The sequence below is a fragment of the Lentibacillus songyuanensis genome (assembly GCF_039548255.1).
GTDB classification, from domain to species: Bacteria; Bacillota; Bacilli; order Bacillales; family Amphibacillaceae; genus Lentibacillus_C; species Lentibacillus_C songyuanensis.
This window is the reverse complement of record NZ_JBCLVH010000002.1, coordinates 1-26399: the sequence shown is the minus strand read 5'-3', so window position 1 is coordinate 26399 and position 26399 is coordinate 1. Positions and strand designations below refer to the sequence as shown.

The 26399-nt window shown below is 40.4% G+C and carries 25 protein-coding genes; all 25 read left to right on the top strand.

The window, feature by feature from the left end; all coding sequences use genetic code 11:
- The first annotated feature begins 4 nt into the window (after nt 1-4).
- The 25 genes from WMZ97_RS02110 to WMZ97_RS01990 all read left to right on the top strand — a co-directional run bounded on the left by WMZ97_RS02110 (nt 5) and on the right by WMZ97_RS01990 (nt 26126).
- A complete protein-coding gene (locus WMZ97_RS02110) occupies nt 5-781 on the top strand; it encodes a FliA/WhiG family RNA polymerase sigma factor (RefSeq protein ID WP_343270409.1) in 777 nt (258 codons plus the stop codon).
- Nucleotides 782-858: 77 nt separating this feature from the next.
- Nucleotides 859-1146 carry a hypothetical protein gene (locus tag WMZ97_RS02105; RefSeq protein WP_405027648.1) on the top strand — a complete coding sequence of 96 codons (288 nt, stop codon included), beginning with the start codon at nt 859-861 and terminating at the stop codon, nt 1144-1146.
- Between the two features lie 11 nt (nt 1147-1157).
- Nucleotides 1158-1607, top strand: coding sequence for a DUF6115 domain-containing protein (locus WMZ97_RS02100; RefSeq protein WP_343270407.1), 450 nt, complete (start codon nt 1158-1160; stop codon nt 1605-1607).
- Between the two features lie 176 nt (nt 1608-1783).
- Nucleotides 1784-2545: a 30S ribosomal protein S2 gene (gene rpsB / locus WMZ97_RS02095; RefSeq protein ID WP_343270406.1), complete on the top strand. Its 762-nt coding sequence runs from the start codon at nt 1784-1786 to the stop codon at nt 2543-2545.
- 153 nt (nt 2546-2698) lie between these two features.
- Nucleotides 2699-3583, top strand: a complete 885-nt coding sequence (gene tsf, locus WMZ97_RS02090; RefSeq protein WP_343270405.1) for a translation elongation factor Ts — start codon at nt 2699-2701, stop codon at nt 3581-3583.
- Between the two features lie 131 nt (nt 3584-3714).
- Nucleotides 3715-4437, top strand: coding sequence for a UMP kinase (gene pyrH / locus WMZ97_RS02085; RefSeq protein WP_343270404.1), 723 nt, complete (start codon nt 3715-3717; stop codon nt 4435-4437).
- A gap of 3 nt (nt 4438-4440) precedes the next feature.
- Nucleotides 4441-4998 (top strand): ribosome recycling factor, encoded by a 558-nt coding sequence (frr, locus tag WMZ97_RS02080; RefSeq protein ID WP_343270403.1) that lies wholly within the window; start codon nt 4441-4443, stop codon nt 4996-4998.
- Between the two features lie 433 nt (nt 4999-5431).
- A complete protein-coding gene (locus tag WMZ97_RS02075) occupies nt 5432-6199 on the top strand; it encodes an isoprenyl transferase (RefSeq protein ID WP_343270402.1) in 768 nt (255 codons plus the stop codon).
- Between the two features lie 14 nt (nt 6200-6213).
- Complete coding sequence (locus WMZ97_RS02070; RefSeq protein WP_343270401.1) at nt 6214-7008, top strand: phosphatidate cytidylyltransferase; 795 nt, start codon at nt 6214-6216, stop codon at nt 7006-7008.
- Nucleotides 7009-7176: 168 nt separating this feature from the next.
- The gene (gene rseP / locus WMZ97_RS02065; protein WP_343270400.1) at nt 7177-8439 is read left to right on the top strand and encodes an RIP metalloprotease RseP; all 1263 of its coding nucleotides are present in this window, start codon (nt 7177-7179) and stop codon (nt 8437-8439) included.
- A 91-nt stretch (nt 8440-8530) separates the two neighbouring features.
- A complete protein-coding gene (locus WMZ97_RS02060; RefSeq protein ID WP_343270399.1) occupies nt 8531-12820 on the top strand; it encodes a PolC-type DNA polymerase III in 4290 nt (1429 codons plus the stop codon).
- Nucleotides 12821-13317: 497 nt separating this feature from the next.
- Nucleotides 13318-13788 (top strand): ribosome maturation factor RimP, encoded by a 471-nt coding sequence (rimP, locus tag WMZ97_RS02055; RefSeq protein WP_343270398.1) that lies wholly within the window; start codon nt 13318-13320, stop codon nt 13786-13788.
- A 14-nt stretch (nt 13789-13802) separates the two neighbouring features.
- The gene (gene nusA, locus WMZ97_RS02050) at nt 13803-14924 is read left to right on the top strand and encodes a transcription termination factor NusA (protein ID WP_343270397.1); all 1122 of its coding nucleotides are present in this window, start codon (nt 13803-13805) and stop codon (nt 14922-14924) included.
- Nucleotides 14925-14936: 12 nt separating this feature from the next.
- A complete protein-coding gene (rnpM, locus tag WMZ97_RS02045; RefSeq protein ID WP_343270396.1) occupies nt 14937-15209 on the top strand; it encodes an RNase P modulator RnpM in 273 nt (90 codons plus the stop codon).
- Nucleotides 15209-15511: a YlxQ family RNA-binding protein gene (locus WMZ97_RS02040; RefSeq protein WP_343270395.1), complete on the top strand. Its 303-nt coding sequence runs from the start codon at nt 15209-15211 to the stop codon at nt 15509-15511. The genes rnpM and WMZ97_RS02040 overlap by 1 nt, the downstream gene beginning before the upstream one ends.
- A 20-nt stretch (nt 15512-15531) precedes the next feature.
- Nucleotides 15532-17715 carry a translation initiation factor IF-2 gene (gene infB / locus WMZ97_RS02035; RefSeq protein ID WP_343270394.1) on the top strand — a complete coding sequence of 728 codons (2184 nt, stop codon included), beginning with the start codon at nt 15532-15534 and terminating at the stop codon, nt 17713-17715.
- Complete coding sequence (locus WMZ97_RS02030; protein WP_343270393.1) at nt 17712-17990, top strand: DUF503 domain-containing protein; 279 nt, start codon at nt 17712-17714, stop codon at nt 17988-17990. Before infB ends, WMZ97_RS02030 begins: the two co-directional genes overlap by 4 nt.
- A gap of 26 nt (nt 17991-18016) precedes the next feature.
- Nucleotides 18017-18361, top strand: coding sequence for a 30S ribosome-binding factor RbfA (rbfA, locus tag WMZ97_RS02025; protein WP_343270392.1), 345 nt, complete (start codon nt 18017-18019; stop codon nt 18359-18361).
- 281 nt (nt 18362-18642) lie between these two features.
- Nucleotides 18643-19530, top strand: coding sequence for a tRNA pseudouridine(55) synthase TruB (gene truB, locus WMZ97_RS02020; RefSeq protein WP_343270391.1), 888 nt, complete (start codon nt 18643-18645; stop codon nt 19528-19530).
- Between the two features lie 57 nt (nt 19531-19587).
- Nucleotides 19588-20526, top strand: a complete 939-nt coding sequence (locus WMZ97_RS02015; protein WP_343270390.1) for a bifunctional riboflavin kinase/FAD synthetase — start codon at nt 19588-19590, stop codon at nt 20524-20526.
- Nucleotides 20527-20677: 151 nt separating this feature from the next.
- Nucleotides 20678-20947, top strand: a complete 270-nt coding sequence (rpsO, locus tag WMZ97_RS02010; RefSeq protein ID WP_343270389.1) for a 30S ribosomal protein S15 — start codon at nt 20678-20680, stop codon at nt 20945-20947.
- 229 nt (nt 20948-21176) lie between these two features.
- The gene (gene pnp, locus WMZ97_RS02005) at nt 21177-23288 is read left to right on the top strand and encodes a polyribonucleotide nucleotidyltransferase (RefSeq protein WP_343270388.1); all 2112 of its coding nucleotides are present in this window, start codon (nt 21177-21179) and stop codon (nt 23286-23288) included.
- 342 nt (nt 23289-23630) lie between these two features.
- The gene (locus WMZ97_RS02000) at nt 23631-24581 is read left to right on the top strand and encodes a polysaccharide deacetylase family protein (protein WP_343270387.1); all 951 of its coding nucleotides are present in this window, start codon (nt 23631-23633) and stop codon (nt 24579-24581) included.
- A gap of 30 nt (nt 24582-24611) precedes the next feature.
- A complete protein-coding gene (locus WMZ97_RS01995) occupies nt 24612-25832 on the top strand; it encodes a M16 family metallopeptidase (RefSeq protein WP_343270386.1) in 1221 nt (406 codons plus the stop codon).
- A gap of 60 nt (nt 25833-25892) precedes the next feature.
- Nucleotides 25893-26126 carry a YlmC/YmxH family sporulation protein gene (locus tag WMZ97_RS01990; protein ID WP_343270385.1) on the top strand — a complete coding sequence of 78 codons (234 nt, stop codon included), beginning with the start codon at nt 25893-25895 and terminating at the stop codon, nt 26124-26126.
- The last annotated feature ends 273 nt before the right edge of the window (nt 26127-26399 follow it).

Here is a 26399-nt window from a genome sequence, read left to right as displayed (position 1 = left end):
ATAGATGGTGATAACGAACAAATCTCCTCAAGAACAACAAATATGGGATCAATGGGTAAAACACCATGATCATGATGCTGCAAATGCATTAATCCAGCATTATATGTATCTAGTAACCTTCCATGTTGAACGAATAGCCAGTCATTTACCGACGAGTGTGAGCAAGGATGATATTAAAAGTTTTGGTCTGATTGGTTTATTTGATGCGATAAAAAAGTTTGATCCTAATCGGGACCTGAAGTTTGACACGTATGCATCATTTCGAGTCCGCGGTGCGATTATTGATGGTTTAAGGAGAGAAGACTGGCTTCCCAGATCTATTCGCGATAAAACAAAACGAATCGAAAAAGTTTCAAGAGAACTTGAACAACACTTACAGCGCTCACCAAGTTCACAGGAAATCGCCGATAGATTAGGCATTGACGCAAAGGAAGTAGAAACATTGGTTCGTGATACACTGTTTGCCAATATTTTATCGATTGAAGAGAACCCAAATGATTCGTCAAGTGATCATAAAGAGGGAATTGGGTACATCATACCTGATGAAATGTCGGTCATACCGGATGAACAAATCGTGCAATCAGAACTTTATGGTGAACTGGCTAAGGGCATTCAATCATTAAATGAAAAAGAGCAGTTGGTAATTAGCTTATTTTATCACAAGGAATTAACACTAACCGAGATTGGAGAGGTCTTGGGATTAACAACCTCAAGAATCTCGCAGATACATCGAAAATCGATATTTAAGTTACGCAACACATTGCAAAAGATTCATGCATAATTATAGAATGTTTTTAATCGAATAAACTCGCATATAACGAAATAATGATTCGCCCATTCTAATAATGGCAGGATGTGATGCATGTGAGTTGGAAATCTGTTGAAATGCAAGTGGCACTTCCACGAACAGTTGATGCAGGGAAAATACAAGAGCAAATGCACAAACAACCACAGCATGTACAGGAATCTGCTGCAGTAATCGGACAAAAGCAGATTGATCAAAAACGAAAACAAGTAAATAAATTTGAGAAATCAGGGAAAAGCAAACGATACGCAGACCCGTCTGAAACGAAACCGATGGATTCGCAACATACAAAAGATGAAGATCATCCCTATTTAGGGACGAATATTGACTTTTCTGGATAGAAGGGATTTCTTTGACAATAGCTTTATTATTGCTTATTAGTTTTATATTGCATATTATTACATTAACCGCCATCTACCAGCTTGTGAAGCAAATAAACGCCATAAAACAAAATAGTACAGACGATATTCTGGAGCTTATGGAAACCTATTTGGAAGAAATAAAGGAAGAAAACCGTTTGTTAGAAGCAAAGCTTACCCACACCCATGCTAAGGAATATACGGTGCAATCGGAGACGGAAAATACATCAGGAACCGGGATGTTGAAAGAGGACAATCCATTACCGGACTGGACATCTGATCCGAAGATAACGGATACCTTTGAAACGTCCTTGCAATCAAGGGTTCTTCAACTTCATGAAGAAGGACTATCGCTAGACAAAATTGCCAGTCAACTTCATTGTGGGAAAACAGAAGTGGAACTGATCATAAAATTACATGCAAAAAACGACAATAACACTTGATTGCTTGGATGCCATATGATATATTTATTTTTGGTGTAAATACTACGTTGAAAATTACGTAGGCATGTTTATCACACACGTTTGCTGATTTGCAAAAGGGGTGCCGTAACGGAAATCACGGTCCTTGTGCAAAAATGATGTAAACGGAGGAATAAAACCAATAGGAGGAATTTATCATGTCAGTAATTTCTATGAAGCAATTACTTGAAGCTGGTGTACACTTTGGACATCAGACACGCCGTTGGAACCCTAAGATGAAAAAATACATCTTTACCGAGCGTAACGGCATTTATATCATTGACCTGCAAAAAACAGTGAAAAAGGTTGATGAAGCGTACAAATATGTAAAAGATATTGTTGCCGATGGTGGAACGATTCTTTTCGTTGGAACAAAAAAACAAGCACAGGATTCTGTTCGTGATGAAGCAACACGTTCAGGAATGTACTATGTTAACCAGCGCTGGTTAGGAGGTACGTTAACAAACTTCCAAACAATCCGTAAACGTATCAATCGTTTGAAAGACATTGAACGTATGGAAGAAGATGGAACATTCGATGTGCTTCCTAAAAAAGAAGTTGTTGGGCTATTAAAAGAAAAAGATCGTCTTGTGAAATTTTTAGGCGGTATTAAAGAAATGAACAAGCTTCCCGATGCAATGTTTGTCATTGATCCACGTAAGGAGCGCATTGCTATCGCTGAAGCACATAAATTAAACATTCCAATCATCGGTATTGTGGATACGAACTGTGATCCCGATGAAATCGATTATGTTATCCCAGCCAATGATGATGCAATCCGCGCAGTTAAATTGTTGACTTCAAAAATGGCTGATGCCATCCTTGAAGTAAAACAAGGTGAAGAAGTGGAAGAAGTTGGCGAAGTAATTACAGAAGAACCGGTTAAAGTAGAAGAAACTGCTGACGCAACCGAAGAGTAATTTTTAAAAGGATGGGTGATAAGAGGATAAGCCTTTTATCACCTTTTTTAAACACAAAGGCGAAAAGCGCTGCTGGGCGTTGGATCCGGACGAGGCTTGTTCTCGTATAAACTTTAGGATTTCCCAGGCTTAAAAAAATAGGAGGAAATAAACATGGCAATTTCTGCAAAAATGGTAAAAGAACTTCGTGAAAAAACGGGAGCAGGTATGATGGATTGCAAAAAGGCACTCCAGGAAACAGATGGCGATATGGAAAAAGCGATTGATTATTTGCGTGAGAAAGGAATTTCAAAGGCTGCAAAAAAAGCCGATCGAATTGCTGCGGAAGGTTCCACATATATTGAGGTTGAAGGGAACACGGCGGTGCTTTTAGAGGTGAATTGTGAAACAGACTTTGTAACCAAAAATGATCAGTTTAAACAATTATTGTCTGAATTAGGAAAACACATTGTTCAAACAAAACCGGCGACAGTTGAAGAAGCATTGCAACAACAATTACATGGCGAAGGGGATACAGTGGAAACTTACATCAAATCTGTTATCGCAAAAATCGGTGAAAAAATTTCCCTGCGTCGCTTCACTGTTATGGACAAAACGAATAATGATGTATTTGGTGCTTACCTTCATATGGGAGGCCGCATTGGTGTTCTATCCTTATTGGAAGGTACGACTGATGAAACATTGGCAAAGGACATTGCGATGCATGCAGCTGCAGTAAACCCACGCTATGTTTCCCGTGATGATGTGGCAAAAGAAGATGTCGATCATGAACGTGAAGTGTTAAAGTCTCAAGCGCTAAATGAGGGTAAACCGGAAAAAATCGTCGAAAAAATGGTAGAAGGCCGCTTAGGTAAGTTCTTCGAGGAAATTTGTTTGTTAGAACAAGATTTTGTCAAAGACCCTGATCAGAAAGTTAAAAAATATGTCGCTGATAAAGGTGCGACAGTTAAAGCGTTTGTTCGTTATGAAGTTGGCGAAGGAATGGAAAAACGAGAAGAGAACTTTGCTGAAGAAGTAATGAGTCAAATGAAAAAATAATCGCCTTCGGACTTATTTTTGTCCCTAGGGGAGATAGTACTTCTTAAGTGAATGTAGGGGACACAGCCGTTGTTCCCTCTTTCCTTATTATGATTTTTTGGCAAACTATATAAATTTCCATGGAGGTTACTATGACAACAGCACGTTACCGTAGAATAGTGTTAAAATTAAGCGGTGAAGCATTAAGCGGACAACAGGGTTATGGAATTGAACCGGCGGTGATTCAATCTGTAGCATCACAAGTGAAAGAAGTAGCCGAATTAGGCGTAGAGATCGCCATCGTTGTCGGAGGGGGAAATATTTGGCGTGGCAAAGTAGGCAGTGAAATGGGAATGGATCGTGCTACTGCTGACTATATGGGAATGCTTGCAACCATTATGAATTCTCTCGCCCTACAGGACAGCCTGGAAAATATAGGGATACCAACGCGTGTGCAAACATCCATTGAAATGCGACAGGTGGCAGAACCCTACATACGTCGAAAAGCTATTCGCCATTTAGAGAAAAAACGTGTTGTGATTTTTGCAGCAGGAACCGGAAATCCGTACTTTTCTACCGATACAACTGCTGCCTTACGAGCTGCTGAAATTGAAGCAGAAGTTATTTTAATGGCTAAAAATAATGTGGACGGCGTGTATACCGATGATCCGAAAATCAATAAGGATGCCGAAAAATATGAAATTCTCTCCTATCTGGAAATGTTAAATGCTGGATTAGGAGTAATGGATTCAACCGCATCATCGCTATGTATGGATAACGATATTCCATTGATTGTCTTTTCGATCACAGATGAAGGAAACATCAAACGGGTGGTTCTTGGTGAAACCATTGGTACAACAATAAGGGGGAAATAAATTATGTCAGACGCTATTCTAAAGCAAATGCAAGATAAAATGGAACAAGCTATTCAAGCTTTTTCGAAAAATTTAGCTACGGTACGCGCCGGTCGTGCAAACCCGTCTTTATTGAATAGTATTTATGTTGATTATTATGGCGCATCAACGCCACTGAATCAATTAGCAACCATTTCTGCACCAGAAGCTCGGCTGCTGGTTGTTTCACCATTTGATAAATCTTCCGTTGGCGATGTGGAAAAGGCAATTCAAAAAGCCGATCTTGGGTTGTCCCCATCGAATGACGGCCAGGTCATCCGCATTAATATTCCTGCGCTAACGGAAGAACGGCGTAAAGAATTGGTCAAAGTTGTCGGAAAGTATCTGGAAGAAGCGCGTGTACAAGTAAGAAATATTCGTCGTGATGCGAATGATCAATTAAAAAAAGCGGAAAAGAATGGTGACCTGACTGAGGACGAACTCCGCAGTGAGCAGGATAACGTGCAAAAAGAAACCGATAATCATATTGCACAATTAGATCAACTCGCTAAAAACAAAGAAGAAGAAATCATGGAAGTTTAAAGCTGATTATTTATTGGTTAATGGCTGGTGTGAATATGTACGCATCGTTCACACATGATGATAATAAAAAGCCTTGCCCTCTTGTTTAAGGGGGCTTTTGCTTTTAGCAAGAAATTACGGCAATTTCGTTATCGAACACGCTTTGGCCGTTTGCATTTCGTCGTTGTTTGAGCAGAATTTGCTTGATGATCTATTATGTTTGCAGGCATGAAAAACACTGTATACTTGCTAACTATCTGTTGCTAAAAACCTCGAAATTATAATCCAATTTATTCCCGCTTTTAAACATACGAATAAAATTCATGATATAATAAGGTGCGACTTGCGAATGAGTTACATAACGAACCATCAAGTCATATAATTCTTTTTTCCTTCATATTGATTATAGTTGAAAGGATTGTATAAGATAATCAACATACTCGGAGGACAAAACATGTCACTGAAACTTCCTTTTTTTAAAAATAAACAAATCGATACAAATGAATTAGAAATAAGTGAACAAGACAATATTCCAAAACATGTTGCCATTATTATGGATGGAAATGGACGATGGGCGAAAAAGCGCGGCCTCCCCCGAATAGCTGGTCATAAAGAAGGGATGAATGTCGTCAAAGAAATTGTAAAAACAGCTAGTGCATGTCACGTGGAAATATTGACACTTTATGCTTTTTCAACGGAGAATTGGAAACGTCCTAAACCAGAAGTTGAGTTTTTAATGAAACTGCCTAAGGAATTCTTGCATATTTATTTACCGGAATTAATGGAAAATAACGTTCGAATCGACACGATTGGTAATTTTGATGGTTTGCCGAACCATACAAAAGAGGCGATCCAATATGCTAAGAAGAAAACGAGAAATAATAATGGATTATTATTAAATTTTGCCTTAAACTATGGAAGTAGATACGAAATTATGCAAGCTATTAAGGAAATTATGACGGATATTGACGGTAAGAAATTGTCGTTTGATGCACTTGATGAACAGACATTTTCCGAATATCTGTACACAACCGGGTTGACAGATCCCGATTTATTAATCCGAACAAGCGGGGAGCAACGATTAAGTAACTTTTTACTTTGGCAGGTAGCTTATTCGGAGTTCTGGTTTACCGATGTCCTTTGGCCAGACTTTAATGAAGAAATATTTCGAAAGGCTCTCCATGACTATCAACAGCGTAAACGGCGCTATGGAGGTATATAGGTGTTGATGAGAAAATGAAACAGCGAATTTTGACAGCAATTGTTGCATTGATTGTATTTGTACCATTTGTATTATATGGTAACTTGCCGTTTACTTTATTGGTATATTTATTAGCAGCTATTGGCATCTGGGAGCTAATGAAAATGCGAAAAATAAAAGGCAAGCTAGTTCCCGCACTTTTTGCTATCCTTTATGTATGGATAATATTAGCAGACTTCATTACTGGAGATATGGAATTTTTTGGCTTAACGAAGTCCGAGTTAACGATCATATTCATAATCGTATTATTAACATATATTGTATTCGTCAAGAATAAGTTTAATTTTGATGATGCAGCATTTATGTTACTGTCAGCCTGTTATGTTGGAATGGGTTTTTATTTCTTAATTGCAGCTAGGGAAAATGGCTTGGATTATATTTTCTATGTATTGTTTGTGATTTGGGCTACGGATACAGGTGCTTATTTTGTTGGCCGAGCATTGGGTAAACATAAATTATGGCCGAAAATAAGTCCGAATAAAACCATTGAAGGAGCAATCGGCGGTATTATTCTTGCGTGTGTAGTAGGCATTATTTTTCAACTTGTTCATCCGTTCCCTTATTCTTTGGCAATCATGGTGGGAATTACGATCCTTGTTTCAGCCTTTGGGCAAATTGGTGACCTGGTTGAATCAGCGTACAAGCGGCATTATGATGTGAAAGACTCCGGTAATATCCTGCCGGGCCATGGAGGGATCCTAGATCGGTTGGATAGTTTGTTGTTTGTTTTACCAATTCTATATTTGCTTGGTTTTATTTCATTCGCTTGAAAAGCATGAATGAATTGAATTGGTACTGCTAACAGCGTAAAATAAACGATAGCTTCATCTTTAGTACTGAAGAAAATACCATCACCGAAATTTTACGACTGAAAAATGGACAGGTAAGAGCAACAGTTATGAAAAGACGTTTTACTCTAATAAAGGAAGGTGCCTCTTTTGACGACAGTTATTGCGTTTATTTTAATGTTTGGATTGCTTGTTTTCATTCACGAGTTTGGCCATTTGATTTTTGCAAAACGAGCTGGAATGCTGGCGCGCGAATTTGCGATTGGTTTTGGACCAAAGATATTTTCGTTTATCAAGAATGAAACGGTTTATACGATCCGGTTACTGCCGGTTGGTGGCTATGTCCGTGTGGCTGGCGATGATCCGGAAATGGTTGAATTAAAGCCTGGACACCATATTGGCCTTGAGTTTAATGATTTAGGAAAAGTTAATAAAATTATCGTTAATAATAAATCCAAACATCCAAACGCACGAGTGATTGAGGTGGAATATGCTGATCTTGATCACAAATTGCTGATTGAGGGGTATGAATTAGATGATGAAGACCATAAATTGCAATTCTCGGTTGATGAGAAAGCATTTATGGTTGTCGATGAAAAAGAAACGCAAATTGCACCATATGATCGTCAGTTCGCCTCTAAAAGTGCAGGGAAACGAGCTATGCAGTTGTTTGCAGGGCCAATGATGAACTTTCTATTGGCGATGGTGATATTCGTTATTCTTGGCATGATTCAGGGAGTGCCGACGGATAGGGCAATTATTGATGATGCACAGCCGGGTTCTCCTGCAGCAGAAGCAGGATTTCAGCATGGAGATGAAATCGTACAAATTGATGGCAAGACTATTACAACATGGGAAGCCTTTACGAAGATTGTCCAGGATCATCCGGAAGAAGAATTAAGTATGAAGGTTAAACGGACAAATGGGGAGACAGATGACATTACGGTAACACCGGCTAAACAGGAAGCCCAAGGAGTCACATTTGGACAATTGGGCGTTACCCATATGTTTGAGAAATCGTTTTTGGGCACATTCAAATATGGTTTTATGGAAACCTATCATACGACCAAAATGATAGTGACGAATTTGGTTATGCTGATCACCGGTCAATTATCCTTTGACATGATATCTGGTCCAGTTGGTATTTATGACGTGACCAATCAGGCAGTACAAACCGGTTTCAATACCTTTTTAATGTGGACGGCAATGCTTAGTGTGAACCTTGGAATCGTCAATTTAGTCCCACTTCCGGCACTTGATGGTGGGCGCCTGTTGTTTGTTGGAATTGAAGCGGTTCGTGGGAAGCCGATTGACCCGCAAAAAGAAGGAATTGTCCATTTTATCGGTTTTGCATTACTGATGTTATTAATGATCGTTGTCACTTGGAATGATATCCAACGATTATTTTTATAAAAAGGCTTAAACATCGGGAACCCTTGGCTTTGGTCAAGGGTTCCCGAGTATAATTGGAATAGGTGATTTTACGATACGGGAGAGTTGTGCGATGGCTATTACGAGCATTGAGAAAATGAATGTATTATTAACCCAGCTTGATATGCCTGCTGAATATATGGAACATTTCCAGGATAGTGAGTTAGTTCGTCTGGAGGTTTATAAAAAAACACAAACTTGGCATTTTCATATTAAAATCAGCCATATTTTGCCGCAGCAAGTATATCATCTATTATTTGCTAAATTACAGGATTCATTTAAGCAAATTGCTAAGGTGGATTTGACATTAACGACGGTCGATAAACAGTGTGATGAACAGACGATATGTGATTATTGGCAGAGTTTTATCCAATCACGTACTAATCTGTCTCCAGCCTATAAGGACCTGGTACATAACCAAACCCCAAAAGTTAATAATAATAATCTTATGTTAACTGCGAGGAATGAAGCGGAGGCTAACGCTCTTAAACGGCGACTGGAAGAAGAGTTTCGAGTCTATTGTAAAAAAATCGGTGCTGTTGCTTATACACTTGTCATAAATGTTAAGACAGAGGAATTAGAAATAAAGAAATTCCGGGAACAAAAAGCACTGGAAGATCAGCAAATTATTTTAAAAACGGTCCAGGAGAAAGAAAAGCGAGAACAACATAAAGTGGATGAAGAAACCAATCAACCATTTGCACTCGGGTATAGCATTAAGGATGATCCGTTACCGATGGAAGAGATCTTGGAAGAAGAGCGTCGGGTTACGGTTCAGGGCTATGTATTTGCTTCAGAGGTCCGTAAATTGCGTTCTGGAAGAAGCTTATTGATTGCGAAGGCGACGGATTACACCGATTCCTTGCAAATCAAAATGTTTTCCAAAGGTGATGATGATGCGCGAGTCTTTGAACAGTTGAAAAAGGGAATGTGGATCAAGGCAAGAGGTAGCATCCAAACGGACATGTATACAAATGAGTTAGCGATGATGGCCAATGACATGCATGAAGTGCAAGTAGAAACACGAAAAGACACCGCTTCCGAGGGTGAAAAACGGGTAGAATTACATGCCCACACTACCATGAGTCAGATGGATGCCGTAGTTTCGCCGGGGCGTTTAGTAGAGCAAGCAGCCAAATGGGGCCATAAAGCGGTAACGATTACCGACCATGCAGGAGTACAAGGCTTTCCTGAAGCACAAGCAGCTGGAAAGAAGCATGGTATCAAGGTGTTATATGGTGTGGAAGCCAATTTGGTCGATGATGGGGTGCCGATTGCTTATAATGAACAAGACAGAGATCTGGCAAATGGAACATATGTGGTATTTGACGTGGAGACAACCGGCCTTTCTGCTGTTTATGATACGATTATCGAGCTAGCGGCAGTAAAGATCCATCAAGGCGAAATTGTGGATCGGTTTGAATCATTCGCCAACCCACATCATCCCTTATCCCAAACAACCACTGATTTAACCGGGATTACCGATGAGATGGTGGAAAAAGCCCCGGAAATTGGCGATGTGTTGAAGGATTTTTACACCTGGTGTAAGGATGACATTCTTGTAGCCCACAATGCAAGTTTTGATATTGGCTTTTTGAACGCGGGTTATAAGCGGATTGATTATCCAAAAGTGGTTAGTCCTGTAGTCGATACCCTGGAGCTTGCCCGGTTTTTGTATCCGGAATTGAAGAATCATCGGTTAAACACGATGTGTAAACGTTTGGATATTGAATTAACACAGCATCACCGAGCAATCTATGATGCGGAGGCTACTGGTTATTTACTATGGAAACTCATCCAGCAATTATTGGAAAAAGAGATTACCAATCATGCACATTTAAATAATCATATGGGTGAAGGAAATGCATACCAGCGTTCCCGTCCATTTCATTGTACATTGCTTGCCCAAAATCAGGAAGGCTTAAAAAACATCTATAAAATCGTTTCTCTCGCACATGTGGATTATTTTTATCGGGTTCCCCGGGTTCCACGCTCAAAATTACAAAAGCTTCGTAATGGTATTTTAGTAGGGACCGCCTGTGATAAAGGTGAGGTATTTGAAACGATGATGCAAAAATCAGCCGAGGAAGCGGAAAAAGTAGCGGAATTCTATGATTATATCGAAGTACAACCACCAAGCAATTATGCCCATCTGGCAGAGAAAGAATTGGTGCAAAACGAAGCACAAGTGTTGGATATTATTAAAAAATTGGTAGATTTAGGGAAACGGATGAATAAACCGGTTGTAGCTACCGGAAACACCCATTATATTGATGAGCAGGACAAATTATATCGGCAAATATTAATCGCATCGCAAGCCGGTAATCCGCTGAATCGTCAAACGCTGCCTGATACACCATTTCGGACGACCACCGAAATGCTTGATTGTTTTCAGTTTTTAGGAAAAGAAACTGCCAAAGAGATCGTTGTAACGAATACTCAGCAGCTTGCCGATGAAATAGACGAGATTTCCCCTGTCAAGGATGGATTGTTTACACCCACCATTGAAGGTGCAGAAGAGGAGATGCGGACGCTTTGTTACACACGTGCGGAATATATTTATGGCAATCCGATCCCGGATATCGTGACTGAGCGGCTGGAAAAAGAATTAAGCAGTATCATTGGTCACGGCTTTGCGGTTATTTATTTAATTTCTCATAAGCTAGTGAAGAAGTCGCTGGATGATGGTTACCTTGTTGGATCAAGAGGATCAGTGGGGTCATCGTTAGTAGCGACGATGTCGGAAATAACTGAGGTTAATCCATTGCCGCCGCATTATGTTTGCATGCAGTGTCACTATCACGAATTCATTACCGACGGATCGGTCGGCAGCGGATATGATTTACCGGATAAGCAATGCCCGAATTGTGGTACCTCCTTAACAAAGGATGGCCAGGATATACCGTTTGAAACCTTTCTTGGCTTTAAAGGGGACAAGGTGCCGGATATCGATTTAAACTTTTCCGGTGATTACCAGCCAAGGGCGCACAATTATACCAAGGTATTGTTTGGGGAAGACAAAGTCTATCGAGCAGGAACGATTGGGACCATCGCAGAAAAAACGGCATACGGCTATGTAAAAGGGTATGCCTCAGATAAATCACTCGTGTATAAAAATGCGGAGGTGGACCGGCTTGTTCAAGGATGCACTGGAGTAAAACGGACAACCGGTCAGCATCCGGGGGGGATCATTGTTGTTCCCGATGATAAGGAGATCTATGATTTCACGCCGATTCAATTTCCGGCAGATGATCGGAACAGCGAGTGGCGAACCACACATTTTGATTTTCACTCGATACACGATAATTTGCTGAAATTGGATATTCTTGGTCACGATGATCCGACCGTTATCCGTATGCTTCAGGATTTAAGCGGTATTGATCCAAAGACTGTTCCGACTAATGATGCCGAAGTCATGAAGATATTTTCTGGACCGGAGCCATTAGGGGTAACGGCTGACCAAATTAACTGCAAGACGGGTACATTGGGTGTGCCGGAATTTGGGACCAAATTTGTCCGTCAAATGCTGGAGGATACCAAACCGACTACGTTTGCTGAATTGTTGATTATTTCCGGTCTTTCACATGGAACCGACGTATGGTTAGGAAATGCCCAAGAACTGATTAATGATGGTATCTGTCAGCTGCCTGATGTGATTGGTTGCCGGGATGATATTATGGTTTATTTGATGCACAAGGGATTGGAAGCGTCCCTGGCGTTTAAAATAATGGAGTTTGTGCGAAAGGGTAAAGGACTGCAGGATGAATGGATCGAGGAAATGAAGAAGCATGATGTACCGGACTGGTATATCGAATCATGTAAAAAAATCAAATATATGTTTCCAAAAGCACACGCGGCGGCTTATGTATTGATGGCCCTTCGTATTGCTTATTTTAAAGTTCATCATCCTATTCTCTTTTACGCTGCTTACTTTACGGTCAGAGCGGGCGATTTCGAACTGGATACCATGATCAAAGGGACAACTGCTATAAAATCGCGAATCGAAGCCATCGTAGCTAAAGGAAATGATGCACCGCCAAAAGAAAAAAGTTTGCTGACGGTATTGGAACTCTCTCTTGAGATGTGCGCGCGAGGCTTTTCATTTGAAAAGGTGGATTTGTACAAGTCAAGTGCGACTGATTTTATCGTTAATGGCAATTCCCTTATTCCGCCATTTAATGCGGTTGATGGTTTAGGAACAAATGCGGCGTTGAATATTGTTAAGGCACGTGAAGAAGGTGAATTTCTTTCTAAAGAAGATCTTCGGGAACGCAGTAAGATCTCAAAAACCGTCCTGGAATATTTGGATAACCATGGTTGTTTAGAAGGAATGGCAGAGAAAAACCAGTTATCATTGTTTTAGAGAAAAGGCGACGGGTATAATTCGTTCCGTGTACTCGTCGTTTTTAATTCTGTTCCACTACTAGAGACATGATTCAGCATTTTTCTATGATACTTTCCCAACAAACATGTCCATAAAGGCTCTAAGTACACACGCGAGCCTTGCAAGATTTTTTCTCTTATGATATAGTTTTTATTGGTAAGTAATACGAACGGTTAAAAGAGTGGGGTTTCCCACTCTTTCTTCTTACTTCAACATTTCTTTTACGTCAAACCTCTCCCTTGCCACATCATCCGGCAGGGGTTTTATATTGAGAAGTGCAAAAAGCACTCGTTTGTAAAAGGAAGTCCATTAGGTGCGGTGGTACAGATGCCAGGTAGAATCGTTTAATGGTTGAAGCTGTTCGTTGGATACGTGCTACTCGTCGTTTTACGTAATCAAACGGCAATTTTAAATGAAATGAAGATGAATGCTAATAATAAGGTAACTGGAGGACGCCATGAAGGAGGATATGAGCTTTGAGTTCACAGGTAATAAAAACAACTGAAGAGTTACTTCAGCCGATTTTACAAGAAAATAACCTTGAATTAGTTGACATTGAATATGTAAAAGAAGGTAAAAACTGGTTTTTACGTGTGTATATCGATAAGGAAGGCGGCGTCGATATTATGGAATGTGGGCGTGTGTCCGAACAATTAAGCGAGGAACTGGATAAACTTGATCCTATTAAAGCGCCTTATTTCCTTGAGGTATCCTCGCCTGGTGCGGAACGGCCGTTGAAAACCGAGAAAGATTTCCTGAAATATGTGAACAATAATGTTTATGTGAAGCTTTACGAACCAATTGACGGTGAAAAAGAATATCAAGGGTTGTTAACAGCGTTTGCCGACAACATTGCAACGATTGAGTATAAGATCAAAACCCAAAAAAAGCAAGTGGAAATACCGTACAATAAAATAGCGAAGGCAAGACTTGCTGTAACGCTATAAAAGGGGGAGAAGACGTGAAAAGTCAGTTGTTTGACGCGATTGATTATTTAGAAAAAGAAAAAGGTATCGATAAAGGCATATTGTTGGAAGCTTTGGAAGCGGCATTGATTTCTGCCTATAAGAAAAACTTCAAATCTGCAACAAATGTCCGAGTTGACCTTGATGAAGATGCAGGTACAATGCGTGTGTTTGCCAGAAAAACAGTTGTTGACGAAGTAGAAGATTCCCAGCAGGAGATCTCGTTGGAAGAAGCAAAAGCGATCAACCAAAATTATGAGCCCGAGGATGTTATTGAAGTAGAAGTAACTCCAAAGGATTTTGGTCGAATCGCGGCCCAGGCTGCAAAGCAAGTGGTGACGCAACGAATTCGTGAAGCTGAACGGGGCGTTATTTTCAGCGAATATGCAGATCGGGAAGAGGATGTCATGACAGGGATCATTCAGCGGATGGATCCTCGCTTTATCTATGTCAACCTTGGCAAAATTGAAGCGAAGTTGTCCGAACAGGAGCAAATGGCTGCTGATGATTATCAAATTCACGATCGGTTAAAAGTATATGTAACAAAGGTTGAAAATACCAGTAAAGGACCGCAAATTTATGTATCACGGTCCCATCCAGGGCTGTTGAAGCGCTTATTTGAAATGGAAGTACCGGAAATTTATGACGGTACGGTAGAGATTAAGTCGGTTTCTCGTGAAGCTGGGGATCGTTCCAAAATCTCGGTCTATGCAGAGGATCCTGAAATTGATCCGGTTGGCTCGTGTGTGGGACAAAAAGGACAACGTGTTCAAGCAATTGTTAATGAGCTAAAAGGCGAAAAAATTGATATCGTGGAATGGTCAGAAGATCCTAAAGTCTATGTTTCCAACGCCTTAAGTCCGTCTAAAGTAGTTGATGTACTTGTTGATGAGGATGATAAGGCAACAACCGTAATCGTACCGGATTATCAGCTATCATTAGCGATTGGAAAACGCGGGCAAAATGCGAGATTAGCCGCCAAATTGACCGGTTGGAAAATTGACATTAAAAGTGAAACCCAAGCAATAGAAGAAGGATTAATAGTTGATGATCATTTCACAATTGCGGATGAAGAAGATGATACCTATTCCGACAATGTTGACGATTTGTTTGAATAAGGAGGCAATCTGATGGCACAAAAAAGAAAAATTCCACAGCGGAAATGTATTGTAACAAATGAAATGCGCCCTAAAAAGGAATTAATTCGGATTGTCCGAACAAAAGAGGGCGAGGTTTTTGTGGATGAAACTGGTAAGAAAAACGGACGGGGTGCCTATTTGTCACGAGATAGAAGTGTCATCGACCAGGCAGAAAAAACAAATGCGCTAAGCCGCCAGTTTAATGGTGAAGTTGGACCGGAAATCTATGAAGAACTAAGAAAGATCGTTGATGGTAACGTATAATGCAGAAGAGTAATTATCTGAATATGATCGGCTTAGCATACCGGGCACGGAAATGTTCTTTAGGTGAAGAAACAATCGTCAAGGATATTCAGCAAGGGCGCGCTAAACTGATTCTTCTGGCAAGTGATATAGGTCCACAAACAAGGAAAAAGATAACAGATAAATGTAAAACGTACAATATTCCTTTTCGAATCGTTGATGATCGACATACTCTGTCACATGCGATTGGAAAGACACAGAGAGTAGCAGTTGCTATTTTAGATGCAGGATTTGCCGCTAAGATTAAATCGCTGCTCGGGTAAATAAATTCGGGGGTGAACGTATGACAAAAATGCGTGTATATGAATATGCCAAGAAAAATAATATAACAAGTAAAGATGTAATTGAACATTTAAAAAAACTAAATGTAGAAGTTTCCAACCATATGTCAACCATTTCAGATGATGTGATTTCGAAACTGGATGCACAATTTCAGAAGAAAGCAGCACCAGGTCAAAAGAATTTAAAAAATAAGAATCCTAAGCCAAATGGACAACCCAAAAAACAATCAAGTCATTCATCTAATCAAACCAAGGATGTGAAAAAAAAGCCGGCTGGAAATCAGCGATATAAAGGCGGAAATGTACAACAAAATTCTGCGCAATCAAGGCCGAAAAAGAATAATCAACAGCAAATGAAACAACAAAAGGGCAAAAATCAAAAGCGTAACCACAAGCCTGTGCAAAGTCCCAAACAGCCTGTTGTAAAGGAAACTCCGAAAGAAATTAAATACAGCGGAACACTAACGGTAAGTGAATTAGCGGAAAAACTGAATAAAGAGTCTTCCGAAGTAATTAAAAAGCTAATGTTCCTTGGTGTTATGGCAACCAAAAACCAAGATCTAGATGATGAAGCGGTAGAGTTGATTTGTGATGAATTTAATGTGGCGGTAGAGAAAGAAATCATTTTAGAAGATACCGATTTTGATAAATATCGGGAAGAAGACGATAAGAAAGATCTGATTGAGCGTCCAGCAGTAGTGACGATCATGGGTCATGTTGATCATGGGAAAACCACATTACTCGATTCGATTCGCCATACCAAGGTAACTGCAGGTGAAGCAGGGGGAATTACGCAGCATATTGGAGCTTATCAGGTTGAGAATAAAGGCAAGAAAATTACGTTCCTTGATACACCAGGTCACGCTGCATTTACAAGTATGCGTTCAAGGGGGGCCCAGGTTACGGATATCGCGATTTTGGTAGTTGCTGCTGATGATGGCGTGATGCCACAAACCGTCGAGGCAATCAACCATGCAAAAGCTGCAGAGGTACCAATCATCGTTGCCGTTAACAAAATCGATAAAGAAGGTGCCAATCCTGATCGGGTGATGCAGGAATTAACGGAATACGAATTAATCCCTGAGGACTGGGGTGGCGAGACAATTTTTGTTCAGCTTTCTGCCAAGAAACAAGAAGGCATCGATGATCTTCTGGAAATGATTTTGCTCATTTCGGAGGTAGAAGAGCTTAAAGCAAATCCAAAATCAAGTGCGTTTGGTACAGTTATTGATGCTCAGCTTGATAAGGGAAGAGGCTCGGTCGCAACATTGCTTGTCCAAAATGGAACATTGCATGTAAGTGATTCCGTTGTAGTCGGTAATACGTTTGGACGGGTACGGGCTATGGTAAATGATATTGGGAAACGGGTCAAAGAAGCAGGCCCATCAACACCGGTGGAAATCACAGGTCTGAACGATGTCCCACAAGCAGGTGATCAATTCTTAGTATTTGCCGATGAGAAAAAAGCCCGCCATATTGGAGAAGCACGTCAGCAAAAGTTTATTCAGGAAAACCGGTCCGAGCAGACAAAAGTAAGCCTTGATGACTTGTTCGAAAAAATTAAACAAGGCGAAATGAAAGAAATTAATATCATCGTCAAGGCAGATGTTCAAGGTTCAGCCGAGGCAATGGCATCCTCGTTACGTAAGATTGAAGTAGAAGGCGTTAAAATTAAGATTATTCATACAGGTGTCGGTGCCATCACAGAATCGGATATTATTTTAGCGTCCGCTTCGAATGCGATTGTTATTGGGTTTAATGTCCGCCCAGATGCAAATGCTAAAAAAGCAGCTGAATCAGAAAAAGTGGACGTACGCTTGCATCGAGTTATTTATAAAGTCATTGAAGAAATCGAAGCTGCCATGAAAGGTATGCTTGATCCTGAATATGAAGAGAAAGTTATTGGGCAGGCAGAAGTTCGAGAGACATTTAAAGTATCGCGCATTGGAACCATTGCCGGTTCATATGTAACAGATGGAAAAATCACTCGTGATGCTGGTGTGCGCCTGATTCGGGAAGGTATTGTCCAGTTTGAAGGGGAAATCGATACCCTCAAACGCTTTAAGGACGATGTTAAGGAAGTTGCCCAAGGATACGAATGTGGAATAACTATTGCTAACTTTAACGATATTAAAGAGGGCGATACAATCGAGGCATTTGTGATGGAGGAAATAGAACGCAAATGATCGTCTATGCAGAGGTTGAGTGTATGCTGTATGAAGGCCATTCACTGAAGCAGAAACGATCGGTGTTGAAACGATTGATCAAAAGACTGCAACATGAGTTGAACGTTGCTGTAACAGAACTGGACCATCATGATCTGTGGCAGCGTACGAAACTGGGCATTGTGACCATTTCCAATCAGTCTACCCATGCGGAGCAGGTCATTCAGGCTGCGTTAAAGGTGATCGATCGTTTTGAGGAACTGGAGCGAACTATTACAAATACAGAACATCGATAGTTGTTAGTGATTATGAGGTGATGTTAATGAGTGATTTACGTGCAAACCGCGTTGCTGAACAAATGAAAAAGGAACTCGGCGATATTCTTAACCGCAAGATAAAAGACCCGCGTGTTGGTTTTGTAACAGTTACCGATGTTGAAGTAACCGGAGACTTACAACAGGCAAAAATATTCATTTCTGTTCTTGGTGACGACCAGCAAAAACATGATACGCTGGTTGGTCTTGCTAAGGCAAAGGGATTTATTCGCTCTGAGCTTGGACAGCGGATACGTTTGCGAAAAACGCCGGAGATTGGGTTTGAATTTGATGAAACACTAGAACAAGGGAATCGGATTGAAACCATTTTACGTGATTTGAATAAGAAATAAAATGAAACTCCATTCAGTCGGGTACCTTTCCCCGCTGAAATAGGGAATAATAATAAGGCTAAATTCTAAGGGCGTTCGAGTTGCAATGTCTTTGTGACCTCACTGTCGCCAAACCTTTGTCAAGCAGTTAACTCTCACGTATTTATCATTTTATCGGAACATGTTGAGATGAGAGTCTTACTGCCCGTAAGAGTGGGGTAAATGGGGTGGAAAATCTGACTCAGGAAATGTTGATGGGTCAGATTTTTCCTTTGAGTAAACAGGAATTGGGGGTGGCTGATATGAATGGGATAATACCACTATGGAAGCCTAAAGGACTAACCTCACATGATTGTGTTGTAAAAATAAGAAAGCTGTTACATACCAAAAAAGTAGGTCATACTGGTACACTAGATCCAGCTGCAGAGGGAGTACTGCCTATTTGTATTGGACAAGCGACCAAAATCGTTCCTTTCTTAACGGATACGAATAAAACATATCTTGCAGAAGTTTCCCTAGGAGCGGCAACTGAAACAGAGGATGCTACAGGTGACGTGGTGGAGCAGCAGACGGTTGATAAACGCCCGGCACAAGAAGAAATAGAGAGAGTCCTAGCATCGTTTACTGGTGAAGTCACGCAAATTCCGCCAATGTATTCTGCGGTTAAGGTGAACGGTAAGAAATTGTATGAATATGCACGCGCAAATGAAGCCGTGGACCGTCCACAGCGGACAATCATTATTGATGAACTGACATTCTTAGGGTTTACCAGTGATACGTCATTTCGAATCAAAGTTATCTGCTCCAAGGGAACGTATATTCGAACATTATGTGTTGATATCGGTAAAGCGTTGGGCTACCCAGCACATATGTCTGATCTGACACGAACAGCAACAGGAGCGATCGATCAGGATGATGCGATTACATTGGATACGATTGCCCTAGAAGCGGAAAAAGGGAACGCTGAAAAATTATTATTGCCTATTACTAGAGGATTGACCCACCTAGATAGTATAATAGTGGATGATGATATGAAAAAGCGGGTATTGTTTGGACAAAAGCTGGCAAAGCCAGATAAACAGCCAAAATCGGATCCTTTTGTGTTAATGCATCAGGGGGAAGTTTTAGCCATTTATCAAATACATCCCGAAAATGATCAACAAATGAAGCCGGTCCGTGTCTTTTCTTAAATGTAAATGTGTTACGATAAATAAAAAGCAGGAATAAAAAAGTGTAGGTGAATAACGTTGCAAACAATTGAATTGACGTATCCCCATTCCTTAACAGTGAATGATCTTCCGCAGACAGTGGCGGCGATTGGTTTTTTTGATGGTATTCATTTAGGACATCAAAAAGTGATTAGCCATGCTGTATCTGAAGCAAACAAGCGAAACATGGAGAGCGCGGTGATTACGTTTCATCCGCATCCATCTGTTGTATTAAAGAAAGACGTGCAGCATGTACAATACATAACACCGTTACAGGAAAAACGCTCTATTTTAGCGAAGATGGATGTCGACCGCCTTTATATTATTACGTTTAATAAAGAGTTGTCATCTCTTTCGCCGCAACAATTTATTGATGATTTTATTATTGGACTTAATATTAAACATTTGGTCGCAGGTTTTGATTATTCATTTGGATTTAAAGGAAAAGGAAACATGAATAACATTGCTGCATATACCAGAGATGCCTTTACCTATACGACAATCTCAAAAGTAGAAATGGATGACGAAAAGATCAGTTCGACAAAAATTCGGGGACTCCTTAAAACTGGAAATGTACAGGCAGTGAGGGAATTATTAGGGCGGCCATTGACGGTAAGTGGGGTGGTCATGCAAGGGGCGAAGCGTGGAAAAGAACTAGGTTTTCCAACCGCCAATATTCATGTTAATCAGAATGCGTTGTTACCGGCTGCAGGTATCTATGCAGTCAAAGTCAGGCATAAACAAAATTATTATGATGGAATGGCAAGCTTGGGCTTTAATCCAACATTTACAGAGGATAGGACAAATTTGTCATTAGAAGTAAATATTTTTGATTATAAAAATGATTTGTATGGTGAAGAACTACAAGTAGAATGGTGGAAGTATATCCGGGAAGAAGTCAAGTTTGATCATGTGGATGCATTAATCGACCAGATGGCTGATGACGAGAACGTGATTCGTAATTATTTCGCTGATTAATATCGGGTATTTTTCCCGTTAGTTGAACTAACACTTGCAATTTGTCGTGAAAAGTTGTATTCTTGTAAACGATAAAACCTTCGCTTGGCAAATCGAAGCTCCGACGATTGCTGGGGGACAGGGGTTATATATAAAATAGGAGGTGAACAGGATGGCTATCACAAAAGAACGTAAAAACGAAATTATTTCTGAGTATAAGGTGCATGATACAGATACCGGATCCCCAGAAGTACAAATTGCTGTCCTTACAGAGGAAATCACAACATTAAATGAACATTTACGCGTTCATAAAAAAGACCATCATTCGCGTCGTGGTCTATTAAAAATGGTTGGTAAACGCCGTAATTTACTAAACTATTTGCGGAACAAAGATGTTACGCGTTATCGTGACCTAATCCGAAAACTTGGTTTACGCAGATAATTGCCAGAAAAAAGCAGGAGAAATCCTGCTTTTTTTGCAGTTATTTTGCTAAAAATTTCAACATGTATCGACATAAAGAAACATTTATAAAATGATAGGTAGCAGGGTGTGCTGAATGTGTAACAAAACGATTAAATAGGTGACTAAGCAGTTTTCGACCGTTGATCAGTAAAGAAAGGTTGACTTGCTTTACGGTTCAGCACGCTTATTGAAAGGAGTACTATTACTAATGGCAGAAGAAAAACAAGTATTCTCCACCGAAATTGCCGGTAAAACCTTTATCGTTGAAATCGGGGAGTTAGCAAAACAGGCCAATGGTGCATGTATGATTCGTTACGGAGATACTTCTGTATTATCTGTTGCGACGGCATCACAGGAGCCTAAAGACTTACCGTTCTTTCCGTTGACGGTTAATTATGAAGAACGGTTGTATGCAGTTGGGAAAATTCCAGGAGGATTTATTAAACGGGAAGGCAGACCAAGTGAAAAGGCAATACTTGCTTCGCGGTTAATTGATCGGCCGATCCGCCCGCTGTTTCCAGATGGTTTCCGAAATGAAGTGCAGGTGATCAGTACAGTAATGAGTGTTGATCAGGATTGTTCCACTGAAATTGCCGCGATGGTGGGTTCATCGATTGCCCTAAGCATTTCCGATATACCATTTGAAGAACCGATTGCTGGTGTTCATGTTGGACGAGTTGATGGTGAATTTATTATTAATCCGTCCGTTGAACAAGAAGCAAAAAGCGATATTGATCTAACGGTTGCAGGCACCAAAGACGCGATCAATATGGTGGAGGCAGGTGCCGAGGAAGTACCGGAAGAGGTTATGCTGGAAGCAATCATGTTTGGTCATGAGGAAATTAAACGGCTGGTTCAGTTTCAAGAAGAAATAGTGCAAGCTTGCGGGATGGAAAAAACAGAAGTAACGCTGTTCCAAGCTGATGAATCATTAGCAGAACAAGTTGCTGCGCAAGCAAAGGATAAATTAAATGCCGCTATTCAAGTGCAAGAAAAACTTGCACGAGAACAGGCAATTGACCAGGCAAAAGCGGAAATTACCGCGTTATATGAGGAAGACGACGATGATGAACGTTTGAAGCAGGTTAAATCCATTTTAGATAAAATGGTGAAAGAAGAAGTCCGTCGTTTGATAACAAAAGAAAAGATTCGTCCAGATGGTCGAAAAATTGATGAGATAAGACCTTTATCATCTCGTATTGGCGTGTTGCCGCGAACACATGGATCAGGACTGTTTACCCGCGGACAAACCCAGGCCTTAAGTATATGTACACTTGGAGCGTTAGGTGATGTACAAATTTTAGATGGACTGGATTTGGAAGAATCGAAACGGTTTATGCACCATTATAATTTTCCACAATATAGTGTCGGTGCAACAGGTCCAATTCGTGGGCCAGGCCGCCGGGAAATTGGTCACGGGGCATTAGGCGAACGGGCTTTGGAAAAAGTAGTCCCATCAGAAAAAGTATTCCCATATACGATTCGTTTGGTATCTGAAGTATTGGAATCAAATGGTTCCACTTCACAGGCCAGTATTTGTGCCAGCACATTAGCGATGATGGATGCCGGGGTCCCTATTAAATCGCCAGTTGCCGGGATTGCGATGGGGCTTGTCAAGTCTGGTGATGATTACACGATTTTAACGGATATCCAAGGAATGGAAGATGCCTTAGGTGACATGGACTTCAAGGTTGCTGGAACCGAACAAGGGGTTACTGCCCTGCAAATGGATATTAAAATTGATGGATTATCACGAGAAATTCTTGCTGAAGCATTAACGCAGGCGAAAAAGGGCCGGATGCAAATTCTGGATTCGATGCTTGCTACGATTAAAGAACCAAAACAAGAGCTTTCCGCATATGCACCGAAAATTTTAACAATGAAGATTAATCCAGATAAAATTCGCGATGTCATTGGTCCAAGCGGTAAACAAATAAATCAAATCATTGATGAAACGGGAGTCAAAATTGATATTGAGCAAGATGGCAGTGTGTTTATTTCTTCAACCGATGCCAAAATGAATGATCGGGCTAAACAAATTATCGAGGATCTCGTTCGTGAAGTGGAAGTCGGTCAAATGTATTTAGGAACAGTTAAGCGGATTGAAAAATTTGGTGCATTTGTAGAATTATTCAAAGGAAAAGATGGATTAGTTCATATTTCCGAATTAGCCGAAGAACGAACCAACAAAGTAGAAGATGTGGTATCAATCGGTGATAAGATCATGGTGAAAGTAAAAGAAATCGATAACCATGGCAGGATAAACCTTTCCCGAAAAGCCGTGTTAAAAGAAGAACGCGAAAAAGCAAAATCCAAATAATAAAAACAAGAAGCTGGCAAACCAGTTTCTTTTTTTATGAAGAAAAAGAGCAGCGGGGCCGTTTAGCGACGGAAGCCACAAGCAAAGGGACGTAGAGCGCAAGGGTTTGGCGCTCGGAGTGCCATTGCTTGTGGCAGTAGTCGTTGGCCTCACGCGCAACTGGATTAAAAAGAGCAGCGGGGCCGTTCGATGTTTCCTAAAATCAAGTAGATGCTGACGCTCCACGGTTGATGTTCACGATCTTGGGTCGCGCATGGGCATTTCTCCATCCATGAATCCCTCCAACTTTTCTGAGCATACCTTGTCCTCATCGCTCATATAGATGATTGAGGAGGGATTTGGATGTATCGGAAGCTTATCCATGTCGTTGTTTTTGTCATCATCGTGGTAATTTCCTTTCATAATAATTATAATCCGTTTGAAACGAATGATGTTACGACGTTTTCTAATGAAGTACAGCAAGTAACCAATGAAGAGGATGCCTTGTATAAAGAAATTCAAGCAAATAGTACCAAGTTTTCGGAAGCTCCTCAAGATGCAGTCATCGACCGGGTTTGGAAGAAAACGCCAGGAAGGAATGGCGTAAAAGTGAATGTGGAGAAATCTTATGAGCAAATGAAGAAAAAAGGAACATTTGACAAAACATTACTTGTCTATGATGAGGTACCGCCGAAGGTTACCTTAACGGATTTGCCTCCTGCCCCTATATATCGGGGACATCCGGAGAAAGAAATGACAGCCTTTCTCATCAATGTTTCCTGGGGAACGGAATATATTCCGACCATTCTAAGCATATTGAAAGAGAATAATGTGAAAGCGACATTTTTTATTGAGGGAAAGTGGGCAAAAGAAAATAGTGATTTTGTGAAAATGATTGCGGAACAAGGGCATGTTATTGGTAACCATGCTTATAATCATCCGGATATGGCCCATTTGTCAAAAGTGGAAATGACGAAACAAATTCAGCAAACCAATGATATTATCAAGGCTATTACCGGAAAAACGCCAACATTATTTGCACCGCCTAGTGGCAGCTTTAATGATCAGGTTGTGACGGTTGCCCATGAGAATAAGATGCAGACTATATTATGGACGGTAGACACAATTGATTGGAAGAATCCGACTGTTTCTGTTATGGTAAATAGGGTAAATGAGAAGGTTCATCCAGGTGCCACGGTTCTGATGCATCCGACATCGGCTACTGCACAAGGACTGGATTCTCTTATAACCGTTATCAAGGATAAAGGATATAAAATTGGTACGGTTGATACATTACTAAATGAAGAACGATGATTTCAGGCCGAAACATAGGAGGATTAGATTTTGATTGAGAAACATACATGTAAGAACGGATTACGCGTAGTAATGGAAACTGTTCCAGCAGTCCGTTCGGTGACAATCGGTATTTGGGTGTTGACGGGGTCCCGCAACGAAAACGAGCAAAATAATGGTATTTCGCATTTTTTGGAGCATATGTTTTTCAAGGGAACCAAGACACGATCAGCAAAAGACATTGCGGAGGCATTTGATGCGATTGGTGGACAAGTCAATGCGTTTACATCGAAGGAATATACGTGCTTTTACGCAAAAGTATTAGATAGCCATAAAGAATTGGCATTGGATATTTTAGCAGACATGTTCTTCCACTCTGCTTTTGATGAGGAAGAAATGGAACGTGAGAAAAAAGTGGTACTCGAAGAAATAAAAATGTATGAGGATACACCAGATGATATTGTCCATGACTTACTGGCACGGGCTTCATATGGCAGCCATCCATTAGGTTACCCAATCCTGGGAACTGAGGCACATCTAGCGTCATTTAAACCGGAGACACTACGACACTATATTGAGGAACAATATGTACCTGAGCATGTCGTTGTTTCTGTCGCTGGTAACGTGGATGATTCGTTTGTCAATAAGGTGGATCAGTATTTTGGCACATATCAATCCACTTATAGGCGGGAGAATATAACGAAACCGGCCTTTATGGCGGATAGTATTGAGCGAAATAAGGATACAGAGCAGGCGCATCTATGCTTAGGATTTGACGGACTGGCAATTGATGATAAACATATGTACAGCTTAATCATTATGAATAATGTACTTGGCGGAAGTATGAGTTCGCGATTATTTCAAGATATCAGGGAGCAGCAAGGGCTGGCGTATGCGGTGTTTTCTTATCATTCATCGTTTTTGGATACAGGTTTACTGACAATTTATGCTGGCACCGGTAAAGAACAGTTGCCGCAGCTGCAGGACACTATTTGGCAAACCATCGATACACTAGTTACAGGTGGATTAAGTGATAAAGAATTGACAAATAGCAAGGAACAATTGAAAGGGAATTTAGTTTTGAGTCTGGAAAGCACCAATAGCCGGATGAGTCGTAACGGAAGAAATGAATTATTATTGAATCGTCACCGAACGATGGATGAAATGATTCAGGAAATTGATGCGGTTAATCATGATTCCATTCAAATGATGATTGATCGGATATTTAAGCAGTCTACTGCCAAAGCATTAATCGCACCTAAGGGGAGTTGAGATTAATGTAGCATGAACTACTATTCGTTTGCATAAGATGATAGTACGGAGGTGGTGTACATGCGGTATAAAGACATAAGCGGAAAAGAAATTGTGAATATTAACCAAGGCTCAAGACTTGGGGTTCTAGGGCAAACCGATTTGGAAATTAATGAACATACAGGTCAAATTGAATCATTTATTATTCCTAACTACAAATGGTTTGGTTTGAAAAAAGAAGGGGCCGAAACTAAAATCCGCTGGGACTCCATCAAAAAAATCGGTGAAGATATGATTATGGTTGAATGGGATTAAGTGAAAGATAAAAGTACTTATTGGCAAGGGAAAATTATTCATAACAGTGTTATAGAGAAATCCGATGATGATTCAAATTTCTTTCCCGGAATTTGTATTCGTGCGGATTTCTCTTTTTGTGTGTTTAGAACGTATAAAGTTTCAGTAATAAAGGGTCTTGACGGTATAAAGACTTCTTAGTACCAAGTATCCATAAACTCCCTCAGATAGATCCATTTTACTAGTAAATGCTCGCTTATTCGCAGGATTTCAAATCCCTTGTAAGGATAATGA